Source organism: Rhodococcus sp. IEGM 1306, assembly GCF_036541985.1.
Taxonomy (GTDB): Bacteria; Actinomycetota; Actinomycetes; order Mycobacteriales; family Mycobacteriaceae; genus Rhodococcus_F; species Rhodococcus_F qingshengii.
On the sequence record NZ_JAZHFF010000017.1, the window covers coordinates 1 to 23,077 of the forward strand.

Here is a 23,077-nt window from a genome sequence, read left to right on the forward strand (position 1 = left end):
CCCGGCTCGGTTCACCCGGATACCGGGAAGCTGTACCGGATCGAACGCGACCATCCGATCGCACCGTTGCCACAAGAACTGCTCCCTCTTGTAACCCCACCTGTCTACAAACCGTCGCCGGTCACCGTAAATCCGGAACGTCGCTCGGATGGGTTGGTGCGCAAGGTCGCCGAGGCTGTCGGCGGTGGCCGAAATCAGATCACCTTCTGGGCTTTATGCAGAGCTCTCGAACGAGGGGAGCAGTCTCTTGTGGACGAGATCTGCAGGGCAGCGCTGGGAACGGGACTCTCGGAGCGAGAGGTGGATACGTGCCTGAGATCTGCGCAACGCACCGCTGGGAGGGTCGCATGAGCACCGCCGAGTTCTTCGATGCCACACCCGAACTGCAGACAATCCGACAGTGGGCCCGAGCTCGCTACGCAGCCGAGTGGGCCGTCTTCGGTGGCGTACTACTCCGTGTCGCCGCTACCACCGGACCCGAAGTCCAGCTGCCTGGTGTCATCGGCGGACGCGCATCACTGAACCTGCTGTGCGCGTTCGTCGCTCCATCCGGTGGCGGTAAGGGAATCTCGGACAAGGTAGCTCGCCTCGCATGGCCGGCCCCCATCGTCGAGCGTCCGATCGGATCGGGTGAGGGTATCGCTGCAACATTCGTGCCGCCGAAGAAGGAGGGCATCGAACCGATCACCAAGGCGATCATCAATGTGCCGGAGATCGACACCCTTGCTGGCATCGCGTCACGGCAGGGCTCGATCTTGTTGGCACAGCTGAAGTCGGCAGCGATGGGTGAGCAACTCGGTCAGGCGAACTCAAGCGAGGCAACCACCCGTATCGTCCCTCCGCACACCTACAGGCTGTGCATGAGCGTCGGCGCACAGCCTGCCCACACGGGAGTGCTGTTCAACGACACGACGGGTGGAACACCGCAACGGTTCCTGTGGTTCCTCACCACGGATCCCAATATGCCCGCCGACCTTACCCTGGACCCCGAGCCACTCAATGCGCGCCTGCCGTTCTGGCGACCGGACGCCGACGGTGTTATCGAGATCGTCTACGGTCCGCCCGAGATCACCGAGATGATCATCGGGGCGCACATCGCCCGTCAGCGCGGCCAGGAAGATGCGCTTGACGGACACGCCATGCTCACCCGGCTGAAGGTCGCAGCGTGCCTGGCGATCCTGCATCACCGGATCGTCGTCTCTGAACTCGATTGGCAACTGTCGGGTGTGGTAATGGAGGTGTCGAACCGCACCCGGGATTGGGTGGTGGCGGAATCGAAGAAGGCGGACCGTAGGAAGATTCGCGACCGGGCCATAAGTCGCGCCGTTGGCGAAGAAGCAGTTGATCTTCGAAGACTGACGACAGTCCGCAAGCGCATAATCTCGGTGCTCGCGGATGGAGATTTGGCGGGCGGAAAGCTTCGTGCAGCGCTCGGTCGTCGGGAGTATCGGGAGCTGTTCGATCAAGCCGTCATGAGTCTCGAAAACGAGGGCCAGATTGTCGCCGATTCGAGCGGTCCAGGCACTCGGTACGCACTATTTCAGGGGTTGAACACTGAACACTCTGTTCAACCCACATACCCGCTGGTCAGAGGGGATGAACAGGGGATGAACATTGAACAGTGGGCCTCAATCGCTCATGTTGCCCCGGAAAGTACAGGGCGTACCGAGGTGCAGGGTCTAAAACCGCAGGTAGGGGACGGTGTACCCCCGGTACAGGGTGTACCCTTAGCTGCACTTCTCTACACCGTTCCCGACGGCGAACCGGGACCATCGCGAACATGCCGGGAATGGTTCGAACGACACGTCCGAGGACTCATCGAGAACGGACACACGACCGTCGACAGCGACTCGGTATACACAGCCGGTCAGGATGCCGGATGGAACCTCCAAAATCTGCGCAAGGTCGCCAGCAAGTCCACCCTCGTAGGTACTGCCGAGAAACGGGCCGACGGTACCGCGCTGTGGAACATCGGTGAGGAAGCCACGGACACGTGGATATCCGCCCCACAGTGGCTCCTGGACTTTTTGCGAGCACACGGTGGATGGGTCCGCGCGAGCGAGGTCCATGCCGCAGCCCAGGCCGACCCGAACGGGCCTGAGCGGACCTCTCTCAAGTCGGCGGCCCGCGCCGCGTACGTCCAGAAGCGAGGCAGCTCCATCGCCACCGAATGGTGTCTCGACCCGTCCCATGAACAGGAGTCGGCATGACTGAAACCAAGATATTGAAATTCGGTCTCGCCGCCGTCTACATCCCAAGGACCGGGTCACCGTGCGGTAGAAGCGCCCCAGTCACGACTGCGCCGGCACCACCGAAGCCGTACTGCGGTGCCCCCACCAAAACTGGAGACGAGTGCCGTAACCGCGTGTCCGCATGGGGTGTCGTGTGCGCCGTGCACGAGCCGGACTACCCGTGGTGACCACTGTCGTCGAGAGGGATGACGTGATGACAGAACGCAATACAGTTCCCGAGAAAGCGCAGAGAACTCGCTCGGGATCTCGGAGGGAACCGGGGACGGTATCTCTGCTGGCCGAGATCCTCACTGGCCGGCCGAATCTCCCCGAGGCTCGCTGCCGGACACATGCGGAGCTGTTCGACGACATCGCAGACGGCAAGGCGACCGGAGATGACAAGAACTATGCACGCGGGCTGTGCGGTCGCTGCCCGCATCTGACCGAGTGCCCTGATGCACTCACCGCATCCCACCGAAAGGCCGCATCATGGCCAACTACACACGTCCAATCCAGTGCACTCACCCTGAATGCCCGCACCTGACGCACCATCCGAGCGCCCGGTGCCCAGCCCACAGAAAGGACAGCTGATGAGAATCCAGCCCACCCCAGTTGGTGCCCCACGAGTGCGGGCCTACGTGAAAAGGTCCCGCATCGACATCGACATGGGCGGGGTCACCTACCAGCTCAGCAAAACCGAAGCGCTCGGACTCGCTGACGTACTAGTCGACGTCGTTGAATCACTACCCCAACTAAAGGAGAACATCATGCACGACAGCGAAGATTCCACCTACCCTTCCGAGTGGTCCGATCTGCCCGAGAAGCCCGAACTGCTCGACAAGTACCTGCCAAACGACCTCGAAATGGCCAAGCTCGCAGAATGGCTGGCCGACTACTACGCCGAGGATGCCCACGCCCGCCCCGGCTGGCTCGAACTGTCCGACAATCCCGAGCGGTATCAGAACTTCCTCATTGGGGCCGCGGAACTCCTCAAGCCCTATCTTCGGCACCCACTGACCTCGGCACGGCTGCGAGACCAAGCGATCGCGCACAAGCAGACCGCCATCGAGAAGAACCTCGGCTGAGCTATGAGCGAGAACATCGGAAACCAACTCCCGCAGCCGGACCCACGAGGGCTACTCACATTCGACCACCTGCCTCGCGGCCTCCGCATTGCCGAGGACGCCACCCAAGCAGGTGACCATGAAACCTCGAAAGCGGTGAGCGGTGGGTCGCCGTGGACGAGGCCGGCGACGCCAGCAGAACGAACCCTGTTGACCCACCTGGGATACGAACTACCCGACGAACTCGACACCACCGTCCGGTACGTCACCAGCGGCGTACGGGAACGCACTTGGCCGACCCTCGACAACTGACCCCTCCCTACGGACTCACTGACATAGGAGCACCCGAAGCATGACTACACCTGCAGCACCAGAACCGCAGACCACCACACCCGCAGACCTAGCCGATCCACCAGTCACAGAGACGCCGGACAACGACGTCGAACGTGAAGAAAGCGGCGCCGACCTCGCGCACGTCCGCAAGCTCCGCTCCGAGAACAAAAACCTCCGCGAACGCGCCAAAACCGCCGAGGATCAACTCGGCATCCTGAACACTCAAGTCGAATCCTTCCGTCGCAACGAAATCGAAAGAATCGCAGCGACTGTCCTCGCCGACCCGAAAGACCTTTGGCTTGGAGAAGTGACACCGAACGACTTCCTCGGAGAGAATGGCAACATCGACCACGAGCGAGTCAGTGCGCACGTCAATGACATTGCGCAGCAACGCCCACACTGGGCTCTCGGTAATCAACAGGCCGCGGCCCCGCCGAGCAATCGCCCAGTGGAGACATTGAGGCCCGGAGCAACGCCTACGAACTATCCACGCGAAGCGCCACCCACGTGGAGCAGTGTTCTCAATGCCGGCAAGATTCACTCGAAAGACATCCAGGACAGGTAATTACTCCAGGCAAGCGGTAAGATGAAGGGGAGCAGTGATATTCACTGCTCCCCTTCTGGCCTCGGAGCCGATTCGGTCGCGAGATTCCCTGGTGGAACCGACCAAAACACATCCTCTGTTTTGTCATTCCACGAATAGGAATCACCATGCTTACTTCAACCGCTGGCGTTACATCTATCCTCACCCCCGATCAGGTGAACGCACTACTCATTCAACCTCTGCAGAATCTCGCAATCGCAACCCGCGTCTCGACCGTCGTCAACGTCGGCACACACGGACTCCGTCTACCTTCCGTGCTCGAAGACCCGTCTGCCGGCTGGGTAGCCGAAGGCGCCGAGATCCCGGTCAGCGAGTCCGACCTCGGCGAGATCGAAGTCGTCCCCAGCAAGCTCGCCGGCCTCGTTGTCATCTCCAACGAGCTCGCTGCAGACTCTTCCCCCGCCGCGCTCCAGGTAGTCGGCGACGGATTGGTTCGAGACATCCAAACGAAGCTCGACACCGCATACTTCGGGAACCTCGCAGCGCCCGCAGCCAAGGGTCTGGAATCGATCACCACAACCACTGTCGATGCTGGCTCAGCCTGGACCAACACCGATCCCTTTGCTGAAGCCATCGCAGCCGCGGAGACCAAAGGCGTGGTGATCACGAACTTTGTCGCCAACCCTGCCGATGCACTACTCCTCGCGAAGGTGAAGAAGCAGACCGGAAGCAACGAGCCTCTGCTTGGGCTCGACGCCACCGCTCCGACCGCACGAACAATCCGCGGTGTACCGCTGCTCGTCTCACCCGCAGTACCTGCCGGCACCGTCTGGGCGATCCCGCAGTCCCGCAGCTTCGTCGCCATCCGCAACGACACCTCGGTGACAACGGACGCCAGCGCGTTCTACACCAGCGACCGCACCGCCATCCGAGCAACGATGCGTGTCGGATTCGGGTTCCCCCAGTCCCTCGGAATAGTGAGGATCAACATCACCGCCGGTGTCTAAACAACCACCAACGAGAGCCCCGACCCAATCCCAGGGTCGGGGCTCTTTCGTGCCTACAAGGACAACCCAGGGGTGTCTATGATCCACCCCTGCCCATACCCCCTCGATCGATCCACACGGAAGGGCGCTTTGCATACAGCCTCGGATTCCGTACGGGATACAGGGTCGGTTCGATCCCCGGCTCCTGGGCTTTTGCCGAGTTCCGGCCCGAAAAGTGCGTGGAGAGAGAAGAGTTACATTGCGGAGCGGGTGGCAGCAGGATCGATCGAGGTTGCACCCGGAGGGTGTTAAATTTCAACCCTGGGAATGCGGCCCTTGTGGCCGGCCTGTCGACTCTCCGAGTTCAAGGCGGAGAGTGACTTGCGCGGTCCTTCGAGGACTTCTCAAACCACCTGTGGTCATATCCCCACGGTTGCTTCGGTACGCAGAGAGTACGCAGTAGTTTCACTTCGCCCCCATACTCACCAACGCTTACAACGCATCTTTTCGCAGGTCAGCGAAGTGCTCGTAAAGCCTCAATACCCACCAACGCCCGAGAACGCGTGCGTGGTCAATGCCTGCCTCGACCGGATCCGACGCAACAAATCACGGGCGGCGTTCTCTCTGTCTTCGGAGAACGCGGAGGAACCCCGCGATCACCGCGACTATGCGGCGACAGTGGACATGAGCCTGACCGTCGAACAGGCACTGGCATCGCTGCCGCCTGAGCAGCGTGCTGCCGTCGTCGCCGTCGATGTCGAGGGGTATCCGGTAGCCGAGGCCGCCGAGAGGTTGGGAGTGCCCGTAGGGACCGTGAAGAGTCGCTGCGCCCGCGCGCGCAAGCGTCTTGCCGCCCAGTTGGAGGACTTTCGCGAAGGCGGGAACCATTCGTGAACCGGCCGCGTCCTATCTTGTAAGGGTCCGCATCGACTGCCGAGGGAGGGTTCATGACAGATCCGTCTGTTCGCGTTCCGTCGCCTCCGTTTTCAGAAGACCTACTCGCAGATCTTCACGCCGGGGTTCTCGATTCCGAAACCAGTGCGGCTCTGTGGCCGGTGGTACGCGCAGATCCTGACGCCCATGCATTTGTCACCGCCCTTGACGGCGTCACGGCATCACTCGCGACACTGAACTCGAGCAAGGCCACTCACGAACGGATTCCGAATTCGCTTGCCGAGCGAATCAATTCGGCACTGGATCGACAGTCAGAACAGCTGGAGCCGCCAGCTGAGGCAGCTGTCGTGCCGTTCCGGCGGCGCCCACAAGCGTGGGTTCTCGGTGCCGCAGCAGCCGTGTTGGCGGCCTTCGTGATCGTTGTTATCGGAACCCGAGATTCCGAACCCGCCGAAAGTGTTGTCGCTCAACCGAGCACACCGGCGACGTCTGCTGTCGACGATCCGGATTCGGCGTCTCTGCTCTCACTCGTCGGATCCAAAAACCTTGGACCACTGGATGATCCATCCAAACTTGCCGGATGCCTACGCGCCAACGGCATCGACGAGGGCTGGCCTTTGCTCGGTTCCGGCGAGATTCGCATCGACGGGGCGCCGGCGATAGTCCTACTCTTCACGGGATCGCAGCCGCGTCAGATCACTGCACTGACTGTCGGCATCAACTGCAGCGACGGGAATCCGAATACGTTGTCGGTCAAGAACATCGGCTGACGTCGACGGTCAGCGCGGCGATGCCGCCGGGAGTAAGAGCTCGAGGATTCTTTCGCGTAGCGCATCTGTATCGTCCTCGACCGCTATCAGACTCGAAAACATCGCTGCCCCGGCCGCCAATACCAGCACGGCCTTGGCATCGAGCAGTGCCGATTCAGGATCTTCGGCGTTCTGAAGGAACAGTTGCGTACTCGGTCCACTGAACCCGCGCCACAATTCGTTGCGCAGGTCGTCGTGGTCGCGCAGGGCCGCCAGCAATCCTGGCGACGCGGCGCGAACCTCGGGACGGGAGAAGAGCTGAGCACTTCCCTCCACCACCCAACGGATCCAGCCGTCGCGATCGGTGCCCTCGAACGGTGTCAGGTCCGGTGTCGCCCCCAGGATCGACCCGAGAACAAGATGTGCCTTCGACGGCCATCGCCGCGACATCGAGGCTCGGCTGACCCCTGCCCGTGCCGCGATCGCCCGGAGACTGAGTTGATCCCAACCGACCTCGAGGAGCATCGCTCGGGTGACCTCGAGGACTGTGTCGTCGATGCGTGGGTCTCGTGGGCGACCTGATCCTGTGGCATTCATCGTGTCGAATTGTCGGACAGATTGGCAGTAGGCGCTATATCGTCGTAGTTACGAGTCCACTGGCATCGTAAAGATCAGGCCGCCGCAGGAAGTTGAAAATGACCACAGCGCCCACACCGTCGATATTCGAACCCGCACGTCTCGGCCCTCTGACCTTGCGCAACCGCATCGTCAAAGCTGCAACGTTCGAGGGCGTCATGCCCCGGGGAGCGGTCTCGGACGATCTGATCAACTTCCACGCCGAGGTGGCCCGCGGCGGGGCCGCGATGACCACTGTCGCCTATTGCGCCGTCTCACCAGGTGGACGAGTCCACCGCGACACCCTTGTCATGGACGAGCGCGCGCTGCCGGGACTACGCAGACTGACCGACGCCGTCCACGCCGAAGGCGCACTTGCTGCGGCGCAGATCGGCCACGCGGGACTGGTCGCCAACACGCTCTCCAACAAGACGAAGACTCTGGCGCCGTCGACCCGGCTGAGTCCGCCCGCGATGGGCCTCGTCAAGGGCGCGACACTCGCCGAACTCGACGGTGTCGTCTCCGACTTCGAACGGACCGCTCGCGTCGCCGTGGACGCAGGATTCGACGCCATCGAGGTCCATCTCGGCCACAACTACCTCCTCAGTTCGTTCATGAGCCCCAATCTGAACAAGCGCCACGATCGATACGGTGGCAGCGTCGCCAAGCGCGCCGAGTATCCGCGTCGAGTCGTCGAAGCGGTGCGACGGGCCGCTGGATCCAGCGTGGCGGTCACCGCGAAATTCAACATGTCCGATGGGGTGCCGAAAGGTCTGTGGCTCGACCAGAGCCTGCCGATCGCCCAGATCCTCGAAGCCGACGGCCATCTGGACGCGATGCAATTGACCGGTGGCAGTTCACTTCTCAACGGAATGTACTTCTTCCGCGGCGAGGTCCCACTGGCTGAGTTTGTCGCCTCCCAACCCAAACTCGTCGGGTACGGGCTGAAGTTCTACGGTCCCAAACTCTTTCCGACGTACCCGTTCGAGGAGGGCTTCTTCCTGCCCTTCGCCCGTCAGTTCCGACAGGCGCTGAGGATGCCACTGATCCTGCTCGGCGGCATCAACCGCGTCGACACCATCGAGCACGCACTGGATGAAGGATTCGAATTCGTCGCCATGGCGCGTGCGCTCCTCAGGGACCCACAACTGGTCAACAAATTTCAGGCCGAGAGCGTCGACGAGGGTCTGTGTATCCACTGCAACAAGTGCATGCCCACCATCTACACCGGCACGCGCTGTGTGGTTCGGGACGCGCTTGTGGTTCGGGAGGCACCGCGCCCCGCCCCGTGAGTCCCGCGCTGTGAGCTGCCGGCTGTGAGCCACTTTCCAGCGGAGTGCGGGAACAACACCCCTTATCCTGGTGTTGATCGGTACGGCTCTCCAAGAAGCGGAGGGTCTGCACTCACTATTGGAAGGCTCGCATGACCACCCAGCTGGAAAACACGCCCGCGGTCCATGACGTCATCATTGTCGGTTCCGGACCGGCCGGATACACCGCTGGTGTCTACACCGCGCGCGCTGAGCTCCAGCCCCTGCTCTTCGAGGGAACCCAGTTCGGTGGCGCCCTCATGACCACCACCGAGGTCGAGAACTTCCCCGGATTCCGCGAAGGAATCATGGGCCCCGACCTGATGGAACAGATGCGTGAGCAGGCACTTCGCTTCGATACCGACATCCGCACCGAGGACGTCGAAGAGATCGATCTCAGCGGCCCGATCAAGACGGTCGTCGCGAACGGCGAAACGTACGCCGCGCACGCGATCATCCTCGCCATGGGCGCGGCAGCCCGTTACCTCGGCATTCCCGGTGAAGAACGCCTCCTCGGCCGCGGTGTCAGCGCCTGCGCCACCTGCGACGGCTTCTTCTTCCGTGACCAGGACATCGTCGTGGTCGGCGGCGGCGACTCCGCGATGGAAGAGGCAACCTTCCTGACCCGCTTCGCTCGCTCGGTCACCCTGGTGCACCGCCGCGAGGAATTCCGCGCCTCACGGATCATGCTCGAGCGCGCCAAGGCCAACGAGAAGATCCGCTTCCTGACCAACGCGGAGCCCGTCGAGGTGCTCGGTGAGAACAGCGTCACCGGGCTCGTCGTTCGTGACACCGTCACGGGTGAGACCTCCACACTCGAGATCACCGGCATGTTCGTCGCCATCGGCCATGACCCGCGCAGTGAGCTCGTCAAGGGCCAGGTCGATCTCGACGACGCCGGATACGTGCGCGTCGCTCCCGGTTCCACCGCGACCTCCGTCGACGGCGTCTTCGCTGCCGGTGACCTGGTCGATCACACGTACCGCCAGGCGATCACCGCTGCCGGCACCGGATGCTCCGCAGCAATCGACGCCGAACGCTGGCTGGCCGACCGCGGCGACATCACCGCCAACACGCTCGACGCAGCCGGCCACACGGTCGACGTCGTCGGCGCTCCCTGATTCATCAAGCTGTCGAACCCAACCCTCGAGGAGTAACAGTGTCGAATACCGTCACCATCACCGACGATTCCTTCAAGCAGGACGTCCTGGGCAGCGACAAGCCCGTTCTGGTCGATTTCTGGGCAACCTGGTGCGGCCCGTGCAAGATGGTCGCCCCGGTACTCGAGGAGATCGCCGGTGAGAACAGCGAGAAGCTGACCGTCGCAAAGCTCGACATCGACGCCAACCCGGCGGCCGCCCGCGATTTCCAGGTCATGTCGATCCCGACGATGATCCTGTTCAAGGACGGCAAGCCGATCAAGACGATCGTCGGCGCCAAGGGCAAGGCCGCACTGCTCAAGGACCTCGCAGACGTTCTCTGACGGCTGGATGAGCATCGTGGATTCTCGCAATCCACAGAATTTCTGAGATAATCGATCGATGTGCCTGATCGGGTCTACGACCAGGCACATCGATCGAATTCGTTAACCGATCCGAGAGGCTTTCACGCATGCACAGACTCCGACACGGCGATCACGGCCCGGCCGTCGCCGAGATTCGGGGCACATTGACGAAGCTGGGATACCTCCATCACGGAACTTCCGGTATTCGACGTGAAAGCGCCGACGGTGCCCACTGGGTTGCACCCGACGCCATCTTCGATCATCAACTCGACAGCGCCGTTCGCGCCTTCCAGCAGCAGCGTGGGCTCCTTGTCGACGGCATCGTGGGCCCGGCCACCTATCGGTCACTTCGCGAGGCCTCGTACCGCCTGGGCGCCCGTACGTTGATTTACCAGCTTTCTGCGCCGCTGTACGGCGACGACGTCGCAGCTCTGCAGGCCAAACTGCAGGACCTCGGCTTCTACGCAGGTCGGGTCGACGGTTTCTTCGGCCCGCAGACCCACGAATCACTCTCGTCTTTCCAGCGTGAAATCGGGATCGCCGCCGACGGTATCTGCGGACCGCAGACACTGCGTTCGCTGGAACTGCTGGGAACTCGCGTCACCGGCGGATCGCCGCACGCGATCAGCGAAGAGGAGCTGGTGAGGCGCAAGGGCCCACAGCTGGGCGGCAAGCGCATCGTCATCGATCCAGGCCTCGGTGGTCCGTCCACCGGCACCATCGTCAACGGCATCTCCGAAGCCGACATCCTGTGGGATCTGGCTATGCGCCTCGAGGGGCGGATGGCAGCAACCGGGATGGAAACCTTCCTCTCCCGCCCGCACAACGCCGATCCGAGCGAGGCCGAGCGCGCGCTGACGTCCAACGCATTCGACGCCGATCTGATGATCTCCCTGCGCTGCGACAGCAACTCGAGCCCGTCGGCGAACGGCGTCGCGAGCTTCCACTTCGGAAATTCGCACGGTTCGGTCTCGATGATCGGTCAGGTGTTGACCGGTTTTGTTCAGCGCGAGATCGTTGCGCGAACTCCGTTGCGGGACTGCAGAACTCACGGTCGAACGTGGGAGTTGTTGCGCCTGACCAACATGCCGACAGTACAGATCGACCTCGGCTACCTGTCCAACGCGTCCGACGTTGCGGTACTGACGAATCCGCGGATGCGTGACACCATCGCCGAAGCCATCTTGATCTCGGTCAAGCGGCTGTACCTGCTGGGTCAAGACGATCAGCCGACCGGCACCTTCACCTTCGCCGAGCTTCTCGCAGAAGAACTTTCGGTAGCCGACCGCATTTCGTAGATCCTGCGGTCGGCACCTGCTCACACTCTGGCGAGTTCGCTGATCTCCACCATTTCGAGAGCTGCGGCCTTCAGTAGACGGTCGAGGGCTTCTTCGACGTCGACTTTCCATTCGTGATCTCGATTGAGTTCGAGACGAAGCCGCGGATAGCGATGGTGCGGTGCCACGACCTCGAAACCGTAGTCCTCGAGGAACTCGGCACTGATCATGCATTCTGCGGGTGAACATTCCAGAGCGGCAGTTGCACTGGCCACGTCGGAAGCAGGTCCCAAGTCGTCGCTACGGATACCGAATGCCTCGAGCGCACGAACTCCTCGTCGGACCAGATCTGTCACGACAGCGGCCAGCAGGCTCGGCCCTAGTTCTTCCTCTATGCCCGAGGGCTCGAGGCGAAGGCTTGTGAGAAGCACTGCGTCCGAGCTGACCGGGCTGGTGGGAAACAGTTGCGCGCGCGGGATCATGCGGGGAGGGGCGTACAACGCACTGCCGAGCGGCTTTCCGTCGCGGACGGCGACCTGTCCGCACGAACCCCACTCGAGCATGACCATCGACAGCCAGGCTTCCTTCTCGAATTCCTGATCACAGAATCCTCGGGCGTCGTGAAGCGCGCCCGGGTCCATCTCCCAGAACACGCATCGGCGCGCATGGGCGGAAAGCTGATCGAGGCTGTCGAGTGTGAGAGAGGTGATGACGTGAGTCGACACTGACTAACTCACTCTCCGTAGGTCCCCGAAGCGGTTTTGATGCTCGCCCGCTGCTTTTCTCTTCTCCAGGATAGGCCAGCTACGACAAGTCGGCAGTGGCACGAGAGTTGATCGCCCTAATATATTGCTGTTCAACATCTTTCGTCCCGGTTCAAGATTTCGAGAAGCTCGGACCACCTAGATTTGTCACAGTGACGAAAATAGGTGGTGTGCCCGGTCATCATGATTACGTCACCAAACGGGCATCCGAGTTCTCTACTTGGATTTCTGTGCTTCCATCATTCCGACGATGCGTTGTAGGTCGTCGACCGAGCCGAATTCGACCACAATCTTTCCCTTCCGCTTGCCTAGACTGACAGTCACCCGAGTGTCGAACGAGTCCGACAACCGCTCGGCCACATCCTGCAGACCCGGCATCACGATGGGCTTGCGCTTCTGTGGGGGAGCGATCTCATTATCCGCCCGGTTGGCGAGAGTGACTGCTTCCTCCGTCGCGCGAACAGACATTCCTTCCGCGACGATGCGCGCCGCCATGACCTCCTGAGCGTCGGCACCCGCCTCGAGGGACAGCAATGCGCGAGCATGGCCCGCCGAAAGTACTCCAGCCGCAACGCGACGCTGAACCGCCACCGGCAGCTTCAGCAGACGAATCATGTTGGTCACGACGGGACGCGAACGTCCGATCCGATTAGCCAATTCTTCGTGGGTGACTTCGAACTCCTCGAGCAGCTGCTGATACGCCGCTGCCTCCTCGAGGGGGTTCAACTGCACTCGATGGATGTTCTCGAGGAGCGCGTCGCGCAGCATCGAGTCGTCATCTGTTTCACGAATGATCGCCGGAATCTTCTCCAGCCCGGCTTCCTGGCTCGCGCGCCAGCGACGCTCACCCATGACAAGTTGGTACTTGTCACCGTGACGACGGACCACGATCGGCTGCATCAAGCCGAACTCGCGGATCGAGTGAACCAACTCCGCGAGTGCTTCCTCGTCGAAAACGCTGCGAGGCTGCTTCGGGTTCGTCTCGATCAGGCTCGGTTCGATCTCGAGATAGACCGCGCCGGTCGGCTCGAGTTCGGTCTCCGGCTCAGCTTCCACCGGAGCCTTCGCAGCCGACGCCTTGGTGGCTTTCTGCGTTTTCGGGGCCGCCTTGGTCGGTGGGGGAGGGGAGGGGTTGCGCTTGTCGACGCCGATTACGACGTCCGCTGCAGCCGATCCCAGACCCGGCGCCGTGGCCGGCCCAGTGGGGATGAGAGCAGCCAAGCCGCGGCCCAATCCACCTTTGCGTGCTTGACTCATCTCACTGCTCCTGGGTCGTCGTGGTGGCAGAGCGGGCGGCAAGTTCACGGCCGGCGTCGAGGTAACTCATGGCGCCACGTGAACCCGGGTCGTAGTCGAGAACTGTCATCCCGTATCCGGGAGCCTCGGACACCTTCACGCTGCGCGGAATCACAGCGCGCAGAACGGCCTCACCGAAGTGCTTGCGTACTTCTTCGGCGACCTGGTCGGCCAGCTTGGTGCGCCCGTCGTACATCGTCAGAAGGACGGTGGAGACATGCAGATCCGGGTTGAGATGAGCCTGGACGAGTTCGATGTTGCGGAGCAACTGACCGACCCCCTCGAGGGCGTAGTACTCGCACTGGATCGGGATCAGAACTTCCTTGGCAGCGACCATCGCGTTGACGGTCAGCAGTCCCAGCGAGGGCGGGCAGTCGATGAGGACGAAGTCGACGTCAAGCTCTGCGAGCACCTTGTCGTTGAGCGCGCCTTTGAGTCGATTCTCGCGGGCAACCATGGAGACCAATTCGATCTCGGCGCCCGCCAGATCGATCGTTGCCGGGATGCAGAGAAGGCGCTCACTGTGCGGGCTGGTCTGGATCGCCTCCGGGGCCTTCACTTCGCCTATGAGCAGCTCGTAGCTCGACGGGGTGCCCGAGGTATGGACGACGCCCAGAGCGGTGCTGGCATTGCCCTGAGGGTCCAAATCGACCACAAGGACAGTGAGCCCTTGAAGAGCGAGCGCCGACGCAAGGTTCACCGTGGTCGTCGTCTTGCCGACGCCACCCTTCTGGTTCGCGATGGTGATCACGCGGCGGAACGCCGGCTTCGGCAGCGTAACCGAATGGGGATGAAGCACTTGGCTCGCTCGATGCGCGGCCGCCCCGATGGGGGTCTCCTCCGAGGAGATCGCCGCGTAGGGGGCGGTGAAATTGTCGTCGTCGTTGACGATCTGATCCGCACCCGCACTCGTGTGCTGCTTCGGTGTTTCACGTGAAACGGCGGATTCAGATCGACCCGACATTGACTGCTCCTTCGATTGGGAATCGATCACTAGGTGCTCTCATCATCTGTACATTGCTCTCGATTGCATGCGTGTAAATCATCAACGCTGGCGGCGCTTCGGGAGACGTTCGGCCTTCACCACAACAGTGGGGGTGCGGAGAATCTTGGCTCCGCATTCGAGTATTTCCAACTTACCTGCGCCCAACTTGGTGAGCGCCGTACGGTCTCGCTCGATCTCCTCGGAGGCGCTCGAACCCTTGAGTGCCAACATCCGGCCGTGCTCGTGAATGAGTGGGAGGGACCAACGTGCGAGCTTCTCGAGAGGCGCCACAGCTCGCGAGGTGACTACATCCGCGCCGCCCGCTTCCTTCACAACACCCGATTCCTCGGCTCGCCCTCGGACAACCAATACGTCCAATCCGTTGGACTCGATGAACTCCGCGAGGTACACCGAGCGTCGAAGCAACGGTTCGACCAGAGTTACCTTCAAGTCCGGGCGGGCGATTGCGAGAGGGATACCGGGTAGGCCGGCGCCGCTTCCAACGTCCACAACCGACTCGCCTTCGGCAATCAACTCACCGATGACGGCGCAATTGAGAAGGTGACGCTCCCACAGTCGAGGGACTTCACGGGGACCAATGAGCCCGCGCTCGACACCATCCGTCGCCAGGGATTGGTAATACCGTTCCGCGATCTCATATCTGTCACCGAACACTGCGCGCGCAGTCTCTTGTTCGTCCCAGTCAACCGACGCCGCACCATTCTGTTCCACGTGAAACATCCTCCCGCGTAAACCGCGAAATCAACAATCAAGACCGAAATCATTATCCGCTCTGGAGCCGACATGTGTTCGCTTCTGCACACCGACTCGCTGTGAGTCTGCCGACTCGTTCATTCTTTGGGAAGTATTCGGCCCAAAATTCAAGCGGGGGAGGGGAGGGGTTCACGTTCCACGTGAAACATTGCGCTGAAAATTCTTCCAATTCTGACGCGTTTCACGTGAAACATGGCCGGGCGATCGAATGCAGATAGGAGCGCAATCCTTAGTATCATCACAGTGACGAAACTGCCATGGGTAGTTACATGGATGGAATTCTGACCCAAAAAGACCAATTTTCGATGAAAAAGTCGTTGCAAAAGATCGCCGACGTCGGACTGCAGAACGGACTCGGTCAGTCAGATCCTCTCTGTAGGTCGACTCGGAAAACAGACTTCGATTCCAGATCTCGGACAGCTTCGGTATCTCATCGCCGGTTGTTGCGAGCGATACATCCGTCGGCTTGACACCCCTGTTGCGGGACACCGAAGACTTGGCATCGCAAACCGCGAATCAATCCAAGGAGCTTCGCACCACAGGATGCGCATGGAGAGTTCGCCTTCGATGTGGATACCGGTGTCGGCGGGAAGATCAGAGTCGAGCAGGGGACCTGCCCGATGCGCAGGATGAATTCCTGCGCCTAGGCTCTGCGCGATTAAGATCCGCGCTTGGTGCGGGAGTTGTTGGACGGCAAGGACTACCTGTTGGTGCATACCGAACCCGGAACCAACAAGATCACCGCTTACGAGTTCGATCCGGGCACAGCGAAGTCCTTCCACCTCGAACAGTCCGGATCCGCCCTCATGACGAGACCAGCAGCAGGTGTGGGCGCGACGCCGATCGCACACCCCGCGAGTCAACCGAACTCAAGGCGGTCCCATGATTACCCCGACGCGGTCCGCAGTGTATGGACCGGAGCCCGTGTAGGCGATGTCGATTCCGGTTTGCTTGGCAAAGTAGTCGCCGCCGATCTCACCCCGAAGCCCGCAACAACATCATCGACTTTGCGTGGCGACGAAGCCCATTCGATGTGAGTGGTCCGATTCGTGTGAGGAGCGCGCAAACCTGTTCCCGCACCGGATGCGATCTCGCCGACCTCGATCGCTAGTCCTCGTCCTCGTACTCCGGTTCGGGCTCATCCACCCATGCCTGATATCCCGGACTCGTCAGACGCAAGTCGATCGCATTGACACCCAGGTGCAGTGAAATGACCGCTTTCGGCAGGTCCCACCGGAGAGCTGTCTTTGGTTCGGGTTCGGCGCTCGTGGCTGTCCCCAGGAGTGCGGTAAATGCCACATCGAGGTTCGTGAACCCTTCGTCCAGCAGCGGGCGCACCACTGTCATGGGCGTAGCGTCATCTGCCACGTCCGTGACGAAGATCGAGATCCAATTCATTCTGTGTTGCCGCCCGAACATTATCGATTCGGACTGACCAACACGGAGTCCGGTCCGAATCGAGGCGCCGGTCTGATCCAATTCAACGACCTCCCATCCAGCCTGTGCGCAGAAGGGTTCCAGGTCGTCGACGGACCAGGTCCAGTCAAATTCTGCGGCGAGGCGGGCAATCCGGGTGGCGCCTTCGATGTCGACGTGCATGTGCGGATGCTACTTCCTTCGTGATCGTTGTTGACGACGCCCCAATCCGGGGGCCGTCAAAGTGAGGGCTCGCGGGTTGTCGGTCATCGGATGCCAGCGCCGAGGTGGCGACCTTGCCAGCAGGCCTGACGACGTCAGGTCGGGGATCCATTGTGGTGGCAATCTGAGTCGGAGTTCGAGGGCTCGGGCAACAACCATCGATCCGGTTTCACGTGAAACGAAGGCCGACTATTCGGTCTGGGGGAGGGGAGGGGCTCACATGTAGTACGGCATGTTGTCGATCGAATATCCGAACATGCACAGTGCACCCCCGACGAACAAGAAGGCAATCGCGAAGCTGAGCATGACCGGTCTTCCGGATCGCCATGCCAGTGCAAGTGGAATGAATACGACGGCGACTACTCCCAGCGGCAACAACCAGCAGAGCCAATACTTCAGACCGCCCGGCGGAAAGGACTGGACTTCCATCTTCTGCTGTAGTTCGAAGACCACGGGCCAATAGCTCAGGCCGCACACGAGCATCCCTATCAAGGCCCCAAGGGTCATCAATCTGAGAGAGAATCCGGACCGCTCGTTGGACATGTCGACAACGATAGGCAGACCTTCACCGTGGCGCCGGATTCGGTTTCACGTGAAACACTCTCGGACACAAAAGCGGGCCCCGGAAAATCCGGGGCCCGCATTCGATCAGGGGGGGAGTGTCAGTCCTTGAGGACAACCACTCGACGAGACGGCTCAGCGCCTTCGCTCTCGCTGGAAACACCGGCGACCTTGGCGACGGCGTCGTGCACGATCTTGCGTTCGAACGGCGTCATCGGAGCAAGCTCTTCGCGTTCGCCGGTCTCGAGAACACGCTGTGCAGCTTCCGCACCGAGAGCACTGAGTGCCTCGCGCCGGCCCGCACGCCACCCGGCGATGTCGAGCATCAAGCGGCTGCGCTCTCCGGTCGACTGCTGAACTGCCAGACGAGTCAGCTCCTGGAGAGCATCCAGAACCTCACCCTTGCGTCCCACGAGCTTGGTCAGGTCGTCGCCGCCGTCGATGCTGACGATCGCCCGATCGCCCTCGACGTCAAGGTCGATGTCTCCGTCGAAATCGAGAACGTCGAGCAACTGCTCGAGGTAGTCGCCGGCGATCTCGCCCTCTTCGATCAGGTCGTCATCGGAATCGTCGATGTCTACATCCACATCGGTAACCGGCGCAGTGGTCTCGGTGCTCACGTCTGCGTTCTCTCCATCCACAACGATGTCAGCTTCACTGGACATTGGTCGTTCTCTTTCCTGGATCAGCGCCGTTTATTGCGCTTGGGGGAGTTGCCGCGGTTGCTCTGTGGCCGGTTCTGTTTGGGTTTCGACGTGGAACCACCACCGGAACCCGAGGGCTTCGGCTGTGGCTTCTTGAGCGAAACTTCCGGGGCGTCACCGTCGTCGTCGGCTGAATCCGCGGTCTTCAGCGCAGCCGGAGATCCCTTCTTCTTGCTGGGATCAGGACGGGCACCGGGCTTGGGCGCATTGTCGTTGCGGCGAGTGATCGCTTCCTGCTTCTTGGCTTCTTCTTCCGCGTCGATCTTGCGGAAGACGAGGTGCTGCTGACCGTAGGTCCAGATGTTGTTCGACACCCAGTACAGGAGGATCGCGATCGGAAGGAACGGTCCACCGACCAGAACACCGAGCGGGAAGACGTACAGGGCGAGCTTGTTCATGATCGCGGACTGCGGGTTCGCGGCAGCTGCTTCGCTCTGACGGGCAACAGAAGCGCGTGAGTTGAAGTGCGTCGCGATGCTGGCGATGATCATCAGCGGAGCGGCCACGAGAATGATGTTCAGCCGTGACGGAAGCTCGGGAACGTTCTCGGTGACGTAGGCCTGAAGCTGCGCAACCGGCGTCGTGATCGCGGCCGAGATGGGCGCGCCGAACAGACGAGCATCCAGGAACGACTGGACGTCAGTGGCCGAGAAGACGTAGTTCGGGGTGTTGAGGTTGTCCTCGGCGCTCATGCCCAGCTGGCCCATGCCGGTGCCGGTGCGGTTGAACGAGCGCAGGACGTGGAACAGACCAATGAACACCGGAGCCTGAGCCAAGACCGGGAGACAGCCCATGATCGGGTTGAATCCGTGCTCCTTCTGGAGCTTCTGCATCTCGACGGCCTGGCGCTGACGGTCGCCCGAATACTTCTTCTGCAATGCCTTGATCTGTGGCTGCAGTTCCTGCATCTGACGCGTCGTGCGGACCTGCTTCACGAACGGCTTATACAGAACCGCACGCAAGGTGAACACCAGGAACACCACGGAAAGCGCCCAGGCTATTCCGTTGTCCGGGCCGAGAATGAACCCGAAGACCTTGTGCCAGACCCACAGAATCGCGGATACCGGATAGTAGATGAAATTGAGCACGGCTCTAAGTACTCCTCTGTTCGTCCGTCGGACTGTGACACGCTGCGCGTGCTTCCGGACAGCTATGGCGGCTACCCGCATCACGGTCACGACGGGCAGGGACAGGGTCCCACCCTCCAGAATGCCAGGGGGCACACTTCGCCAACCGCACCACAGTCAAGAAAAGGCCTTTGATCGCCCCGTGAGTGCGCAGCGCTTCGACTGCGTATTCACTGCAGGTGGGGGTGAACCGGCAGGTCGGCATCCTCAAGGGCGACACATACGTCCGGTACAACTCGATACAGAAGATGAGAACAGTGGCGGGAGCGCGACGCACAGCCTTCAACACCGTGATGACACGGGAGGCTCTGGGAGTCTCGATCTGCTCAGAGAGCGGAGTACTCATGGCTCTTCACTTACCGACACCAATAGGTTCATTTTGGTCAGGCCCCCGCGCAACTGCTTGGCCAGTTCGGCTGAACTGGCGGTAGCTGCACCCGGAAGTGCGCGGATAACCACGTCTGTCTCCGGTGAAACCTGTCCGACGAAATCTGCACAGATATGACGAAGCCGGCGTGCGACTCGATGTCGAATCACCGCCGGCCCGACAGCCTTGCTCACGATCAGCCCGAACCGGGGACCGTGATTTGTTACTACCAGCGCCTCTACTTGCTCGCGATCGAACGCGTGCACGACAAGGTCGCGTCTTCCCATACGACGTCCACGTCGCACCGCCACGGAGAAATCCGCGTGGCGACGCAACCGGAACGGCTCAGGCAACACCCCGAGCTCCTGAACTCGAAATCAGATCAGGCGGTGAGGGAATCGCGGCCCTTACGGCGACGCGCCGAAACGATTGCACGACCCGCACGGGTACGCATACGAAGACGGAAGCCGTGAACACGCGCGCGGCGGCGATTATTCGGCTGGAACGTCCGCTTGCCCTTGGCCACGGTCAACACTCCTCGAAGTTCATTGACGCCTCCCGGCGTCATTCAGTGATCGACGCCTTACGGCGCCTTTGGATACAACAGGTACAGAACAATCAGCTTCACTCGTTGTGGCTTGGAAGACCGTTCCGACCTGACATATGTAGCCAGCACGAAGCGATCACCACCAGCGGGTGACCGTTCGAGGTTACTTACCACCGTTGCCAAGGTCAAACCAGCCCGATTCAGGGCCCTCCCGCGGCAACTGCGGCGACACGCCGATACTTACATCATTCCGCAGATTCCATTCACAGTGTGCATACGGCCGTGACCTCGAGCGAGGCGGCAAGTGTGACCTTGGCAACAGTTCCGCTACGGACTGCAGGTGACCCGAAGGCAACCCGGACAGTTCCACCGGCGCATGCTCTCGACAAGGCCTCATCAGCACATACGGGCACGAGCGCCGGACGCGACCCCGAATCCCGAGTTTCCACATTCATCCACAGGGCTGTGAGTGTTGACGCATCCCCGACACCAAGTGGCGAACGCCTCGAGTTCCGACAAAGTTGCAGGTAGATCAATTTCTCGATCACTTTGACGAATTTGGTTGACGAAAAAACCGACTCAGTGCAGGTTTGTCCACATCTGTGGATAATTGTGTGGAAACACAGCCCAGGTGGCATATTCGTAGCCTGTTACGGGGTTCTCACCCCGGGTGGTAATCCACCGAATCATTCGACGCCGCAGCCATACGCTCGGCAGCTGCAGCACACCCACTGTCGGCGAAACACGGGAAGGAACCACGTGAACGACGATCCCAACGCGCTCGCACGGGTCTGGGTCGACGTGGTTGCAGAACTCACGAGTGATGACCCCGGAAGTAATCTTCCGGCTTTGAGCAGCAAGCAGAAGGCATTTGTCCGTCTGGTGAGGCCTCTCACACTTGCTCAGGGTTTTGCACTCCTCTCGGTTCCATCGCCATTTGCTCAAGAGACGATCGAGCGCGATCTACGCGAGCCGATCCTGCAGGCACTCGGACGCCACCTCGGCGGCCAGGTCGAGGGACTCGGTGTCCGCATTGCACTCGAAGACGATGCCGACGCACCCGCCGAACCGGTCGAGGAGCGCACGGGCAGCCGTCAGTTCGAGTCGGTCAACTCATCGGGCGCATACCGTCGGCGCAGATTCACCGAAGGCGACGGCGAACCTTCGGACTCCGAGACTGCCGAGACCGAAGAAGTCGACGACGACCGCGAAGCACTCGCGAGCGTTCACGAATCGTGGCCGTCGTACTTCACGAAGCCGCCCGCTACTCCTTCTGCTTCGGGGTCCGGCGCCAACAGCCTCAACGCGAAGTACACCTTCGACACTTTTGTGATCGGATCGTCCAACCGATTCGCTCATGCCGCTGCCGTCGCGATCGCGGAGGCGCCGGCGCGTGCCTACAACCCCTTGTTCATCTGGGGAGCTTCGGGCCTGGGCAAGACGCACCTTCTTCACGCCGCCGGCCACTACGCACAGCGACTGTTCCCCGGCATGCGGGTCAAGTACGTCTCGACCGAAGAATTCACCAACGACTTCATCAACAGTCTTCGTGACGACCGCAAGGTCGCGTTCAAGCGTCGCTACCGGGAAACGGATGTCCTGCTGGTCGACGACATCCAGTTCATCGAAGGCAAGGAAGGTATTCAGGAGGAGTTCTTCCATACCTTCAACACCTTGCACAACGCGAACAAGCAGATCGTCGTTTCCTCGGACCGTCCGCCCAAACAGTTGGCAACCCTCGAGGAGCGTCTGCGGACGCGCTTCGAATGGGGCCTGATCACCGACGTTCAGCCGCCTGAGCTCGAGACGCGTATCGCGATTCTGAGCAAGAAGGCGAGGATGGATCGCCTCGAGGTCCCGCACGACGTCCTCGAGTTGATCGCCAGCCGTATCGAGCGCAACATTCGTGAACTCGAGGGCGCGTTGATCCGCGTCACCGCTTTTGCCTCGCTCAACCGCCAGCCGTTGGATCTGACGTTGGCCGAGGTGGTCCTGCGCGATCTGATGCCCGATTCGTCGAGCCTCGAGATCAACGCGGCGACGATCATGGCGGTGACGGCCGAATACTTCAACATGTCGATCGACGACCTGTGTGGGCCGGGTAAGGCCCGGCCACTCGCTCAGGCCCGCCAGATCTCGATGTATTTGTGCCGTGAGCTCACTGATTTGTCCTTGCCGAAGATCGGTCAGACGTTCGGCCGTGACCACACGACGGTCATGTACGCCGACAAGAAGATCCGTAAGGAAATGACGGAACGCCGCAAGGTGTACGACCAGGTTCAGGAGTTGACCGCAAGGATCAAGCAGCGCTCCAAGCGTTGACCTGCACTTATTTCGATCGATGCCGCTCGAGGCAGAGGTTCCCTCGAGCGGCATCGGTGTATTCGAAGGGTTCCACGTGCGGTCCCCTCGAGGGCGGTTGTCCACCTCGAGGGACGACACGCCGGAGTCAGACACGCCGATGAGAACAAACTCTTCGTTTCTTGTGAAAAGTATTCACATCTGTGGATAAGTGTGTTGATAACTCCGAAAGTCTGTGGAGTTCTCGAGGAGGAATCCGAAAACTTTCAGAGAGTGCACAGAGGGGGTCGATTGGTCCTCGAGTCTGTCCTCGAGAAGTGCACAGGCCCTCGAGGGGACCTACCAGCGTCGACAACCGTTGCTCCACAGATTGCACAGGACTTATTACTACTACTGAGAATTTCCTAGGAAAAGCTCTTTGAAAATAGTTCTGGGGACAACTCCTGTTGAGAACCTCGCCTCAGGCTGCGCTCGCCGCGGCTTCGGCTTTCCACTTGCGCCCTCGA

Annotated in this window: 25 protein-coding genes and 2 pseudogenes; 15 read left to right on the forward strand and 12 right to left on the reverse strand. The window is 61.1% G+C overall.

The features are described 5' to 3' along the window. From V3587_RS28475 to V3587_RS28515, 9 genes and pseudogenes are all read left to right on the forward strand, one after another. A pseudogene (locus V3587_RS28475) lies at positions 1-351 on the forward strand (bifunctional DNA primase/polymerase); the annotation flags it as partial. Beyond that, the gene (locus V3587_RS28480) at positions 348-2,210 is read left to right on the forward strand and encodes a hypothetical protein (protein ID WP_283377569.1); all 1,863 of its coding nucleotides are present in this window, start codon (positions 348-350) and stop codon (positions 2,208-2,210) included. The pseudogene V3587_RS28475 and the gene V3587_RS28480, both read left to right, overlap by 4 nt. Positions 2,211-2,445: 235 nt before the next feature. Beyond that, the gene (locus V3587_RS28485) at positions 2,446-2,775 is read left to right on the forward strand and encodes a hypothetical protein (protein WP_283377570.1); all 330 of its coding nucleotides are present in this window, start codon (positions 2,446-2,448) and stop codon (positions 2,773-2,775) included. A 46-nt stretch (positions 2,776-2,821) separates the two neighbouring features. Beyond that, a complete protein-coding gene (locus tag V3587_RS28490; protein ID WP_156519390.1) occupies positions 2,822-3,316 on the forward strand; it encodes a hypothetical protein in 495 nt (164 codons plus the stop codon). 3 nt (positions 3,317-3,319) lie between these two features. Further along, positions 3,320-3,607 (forward strand): hypothetical protein, encoded by a 288-nt coding sequence (locus V3587_RS28495; protein WP_283377571.1) that lies wholly within the window; start codon positions 3,320-3,322, stop codon positions 3,605-3,607. 40 nt (positions 3,608-3,647) lie between these two features. Continuing rightward, positions 3,648-4,193 (forward strand): hypothetical protein, encoded by a 546-nt coding sequence (locus tag V3587_RS28500; RefSeq protein ID WP_283377572.1) that lies wholly within the window; start codon positions 3,648-3,650, stop codon positions 4,191-4,193. Between the two features lie 146 nt (positions 4,194-4,339). Continuing rightward, positions 4,340-5,179 carry a phage major capsid protein gene (locus V3587_RS28505; protein ID WP_283377573.1) on the forward strand — a complete coding sequence of 280 codons (840 nt, stop codon included), beginning with the start codon at positions 4,340-4,342 and terminating at the stop codon, positions 5,177-5,179. Between the two features lie 546 nt (positions 5,180-5,725). Continuing rightward, positions 5,726-6,052: pseudogene (locus V3587_RS28510) on the forward strand (sigma-70 family RNA polymerase sigma factor); the annotation flags it as partial. A gap of 53 nt (positions 6,053-6,105) precedes the next feature. Beyond that, on the forward strand, positions 6,106-6,822 hold the full coding sequence (locus V3587_RS28515; protein ID WP_007729130.1) for a hypothetical protein: 717 nt from the start codon (positions 6,106-6,108) through the stop codon (positions 6,820-6,822). Positions 6,823-6,831: 9 nt separating this feature from the next. On the opposite strand, the gene V3587_RS28520 is transcribed toward V3587_RS28515, so the two are convergent. Beyond that, positions 6,832-7,398, reverse strand: a complete 567-nt coding sequence (locus V3587_RS28520; RefSeq protein ID WP_003942539.1) for a helix-turn-helix domain-containing protein — start codon at positions 7,396-7,398, stop codon at positions 6,832-6,834. A 98-nt stretch (positions 7,399-7,496) separates the two neighbouring features. Here V3587_RS28520 and nox point away from each other — a divergent pair, with 98 nt between their 5' ends. The 4 genes from nox to V3587_RS28540 all read left to right on the forward strand — a co-directional run bounded on the left by nox (position 7,497) and on the right by V3587_RS28540 (position 11,528). After that, a complete protein-coding gene (nox, locus tag V3587_RS28525; protein WP_007729131.1) occupies positions 7,497-8,708 on the forward strand; it encodes a 4,4'-dithiodibutanoate disulfide reductase in 1,212 nt (403 codons plus the stop codon). A 131-nt stretch (positions 8,709-8,839) separates the two neighbouring features. Continuing rightward, positions 8,840-9,847 (forward strand): thioredoxin-disulfide reductase, encoded by a 1,008-nt coding sequence (trxB, locus tag V3587_RS28530; RefSeq protein WP_003942521.1) that lies wholly within the window; start codon positions 8,840-8,842, stop codon positions 9,845-9,847. 38 nt (positions 9,848-9,885) lie between these two features. After that, positions 9,886-10,209 carry a thioredoxin gene (trxA, locus tag V3587_RS28535; RefSeq protein ID WP_003942530.1) on the forward strand — a complete coding sequence of 108 codons (324 nt, stop codon included), beginning with the start codon at positions 9,886-9,888 and terminating at the stop codon, positions 10,207-10,209. A 128-nt stretch (positions 10,210-10,337) separates the two neighbouring features. Continuing rightward, positions 10,338-11,528: an N-acetylmuramoyl-L-alanine amidase gene (locus V3587_RS28540; RefSeq protein ID WP_003942558.1), complete on the forward strand. Its 1,191-nt coding sequence runs from the start codon at positions 10,338-10,340 to the stop codon at positions 11,526-11,528. 20 nt (positions 11,529-11,548) lie between these two features. Here V3587_RS28540 and V3587_RS28545 read toward each other — a convergent pair whose 3' ends face one another. From V3587_RS28545 to rsmG, 4 genes are all read right to left on the reverse strand, one after another. Next, positions 11,549-12,232, reverse strand: coding sequence for a hypothetical protein (locus V3587_RS28545; protein WP_007729135.1), 684 nt, complete (start codon positions 12,230-12,232; stop codon positions 11,549-11,551). 255 nt (positions 12,233-12,487) lie between these two features. After that, on the reverse strand, positions 12,488-13,528 hold the full coding sequence (locus tag V3587_RS28550) for a ParB/RepB/Spo0J family partition protein (protein WP_007729136.1): 1,041 nt from the start codon (positions 13,526-13,528) through the stop codon (positions 12,488-12,490). A gap of 1 nt (position 13,529) precedes the next feature. Continuing rightward, positions 13,530-14,531, reverse strand: a complete 1,002-nt coding sequence (locus V3587_RS28555; protein ID WP_003942510.1) for a ParA family protein — start codon at positions 14,529-14,531, stop codon at positions 13,530-13,532. An 81-nt stretch (positions 14,532-14,612) separates the two neighbouring features. Further along, complete coding sequence (gene rsmG, locus V3587_RS28560) at positions 14,613-15,293, reverse strand: 16S rRNA (guanine(527)-N(7))-methyltransferase RsmG (RefSeq protein ID WP_039973059.1); 681 nt, start codon at positions 15,291-15,293, stop codon at positions 14,613-14,615. A gap of 707 nt (positions 15,294-16,000) precedes the next feature. Between rsmG and V3587_RS28565 the strand changes: the two genes are divergently transcribed. Beyond that, positions 16,001-16,363 carry a hypothetical protein gene (locus V3587_RS28565; protein ID WP_003942456.1) on the forward strand — a complete coding sequence of 121 codons (363 nt, stop codon included), beginning with the start codon at positions 16,001-16,003 and terminating at the stop codon, positions 16,361-16,363. A 70-nt stretch (positions 16,364-16,433) separates the two neighbouring features. Here V3587_RS28565 and V3587_RS28570 read toward each other — a convergent pair whose 3' ends face one another. The 7 genes from V3587_RS28570 to rpmH all read right to left on the reverse strand — a co-directional run bounded on the left by V3587_RS28570 (position 16,434) and on the right by rpmH (position 20,249). Further along, on the reverse strand, positions 16,434-16,925 hold the full coding sequence (locus tag V3587_RS28570) for a DUF6301 family protein (protein ID WP_047272667.1): 492 nt from the start codon (positions 16,923-16,925) through the stop codon (positions 16,434-16,436). 255 nt (positions 16,926-17,180) lie between these two features. After that, positions 17,181-17,507, reverse strand: coding sequence for a hypothetical protein (locus V3587_RS28575; protein WP_054781443.1), 327 nt, complete (start codon positions 17,505-17,507; stop codon positions 17,181-17,183). 119 nt (positions 17,508-17,626) lie between these two features. Continuing rightward, positions 17,627-18,190, reverse strand: a complete 564-nt coding sequence (locus V3587_RS28580; protein ID WP_003942504.1) for a Jag family protein — start codon at positions 18,188-18,190, stop codon at positions 17,627-17,629. A 20-nt stretch (positions 18,191-18,210) separates the two neighbouring features. Beyond that, complete coding sequence (gene yidC, locus V3587_RS28585) at positions 18,211-19,317, reverse strand: membrane protein insertase YidC (protein ID WP_047272669.1); 1,107 nt, start codon at positions 19,315-19,317, stop codon at positions 18,211-18,213. A gap of 4 nt (positions 19,318-19,321) precedes the next feature. Beyond that, positions 19,322-19,702 carry a membrane protein insertion efficiency factor YidD gene (gene yidD, locus V3587_RS28590; protein WP_007729147.1) on the reverse strand — a complete coding sequence of 127 codons (381 nt, stop codon included), beginning with the start codon at positions 19,700-19,702 and terminating at the stop codon, positions 19,322-19,324. Continuing rightward, on the reverse strand, positions 19,699-20,079 hold the full coding sequence (rnpA, locus tag V3587_RS28595) for a ribonuclease P protein component (RefSeq protein WP_003942450.1): 381 nt from the start codon (positions 20,077-20,079) through the stop codon (positions 19,699-19,701). The genes yidD and rnpA overlap by 4 nt, the downstream gene beginning before the upstream one ends. A gap of 26 nt (positions 20,080-20,105) precedes the next feature. Then, the gene (rpmH, locus tag V3587_RS28600) at positions 20,106-20,249 is read right to left on the reverse strand and encodes a 50S ribosomal protein L34 (protein WP_003942540.1); all 144 of its coding nucleotides are present in this window, start codon (positions 20,247-20,249) and stop codon (positions 20,106-20,108) included. A gap of 780 nt (positions 20,250-21,029) precedes the next feature. Between rpmH and dnaA the strand changes: the two genes are divergently transcribed. Next, positions 21,030-22,592 (forward strand): chromosomal replication initiator protein DnaA, encoded by a 1,563-nt coding sequence (gene dnaA, locus V3587_RS28605; RefSeq protein WP_003942491.1) that lies wholly within the window; start codon positions 21,030-21,032, stop codon positions 22,590-22,592. The last annotated feature ends 485 nt before the right edge of the window (positions 22,593-23,077 follow it).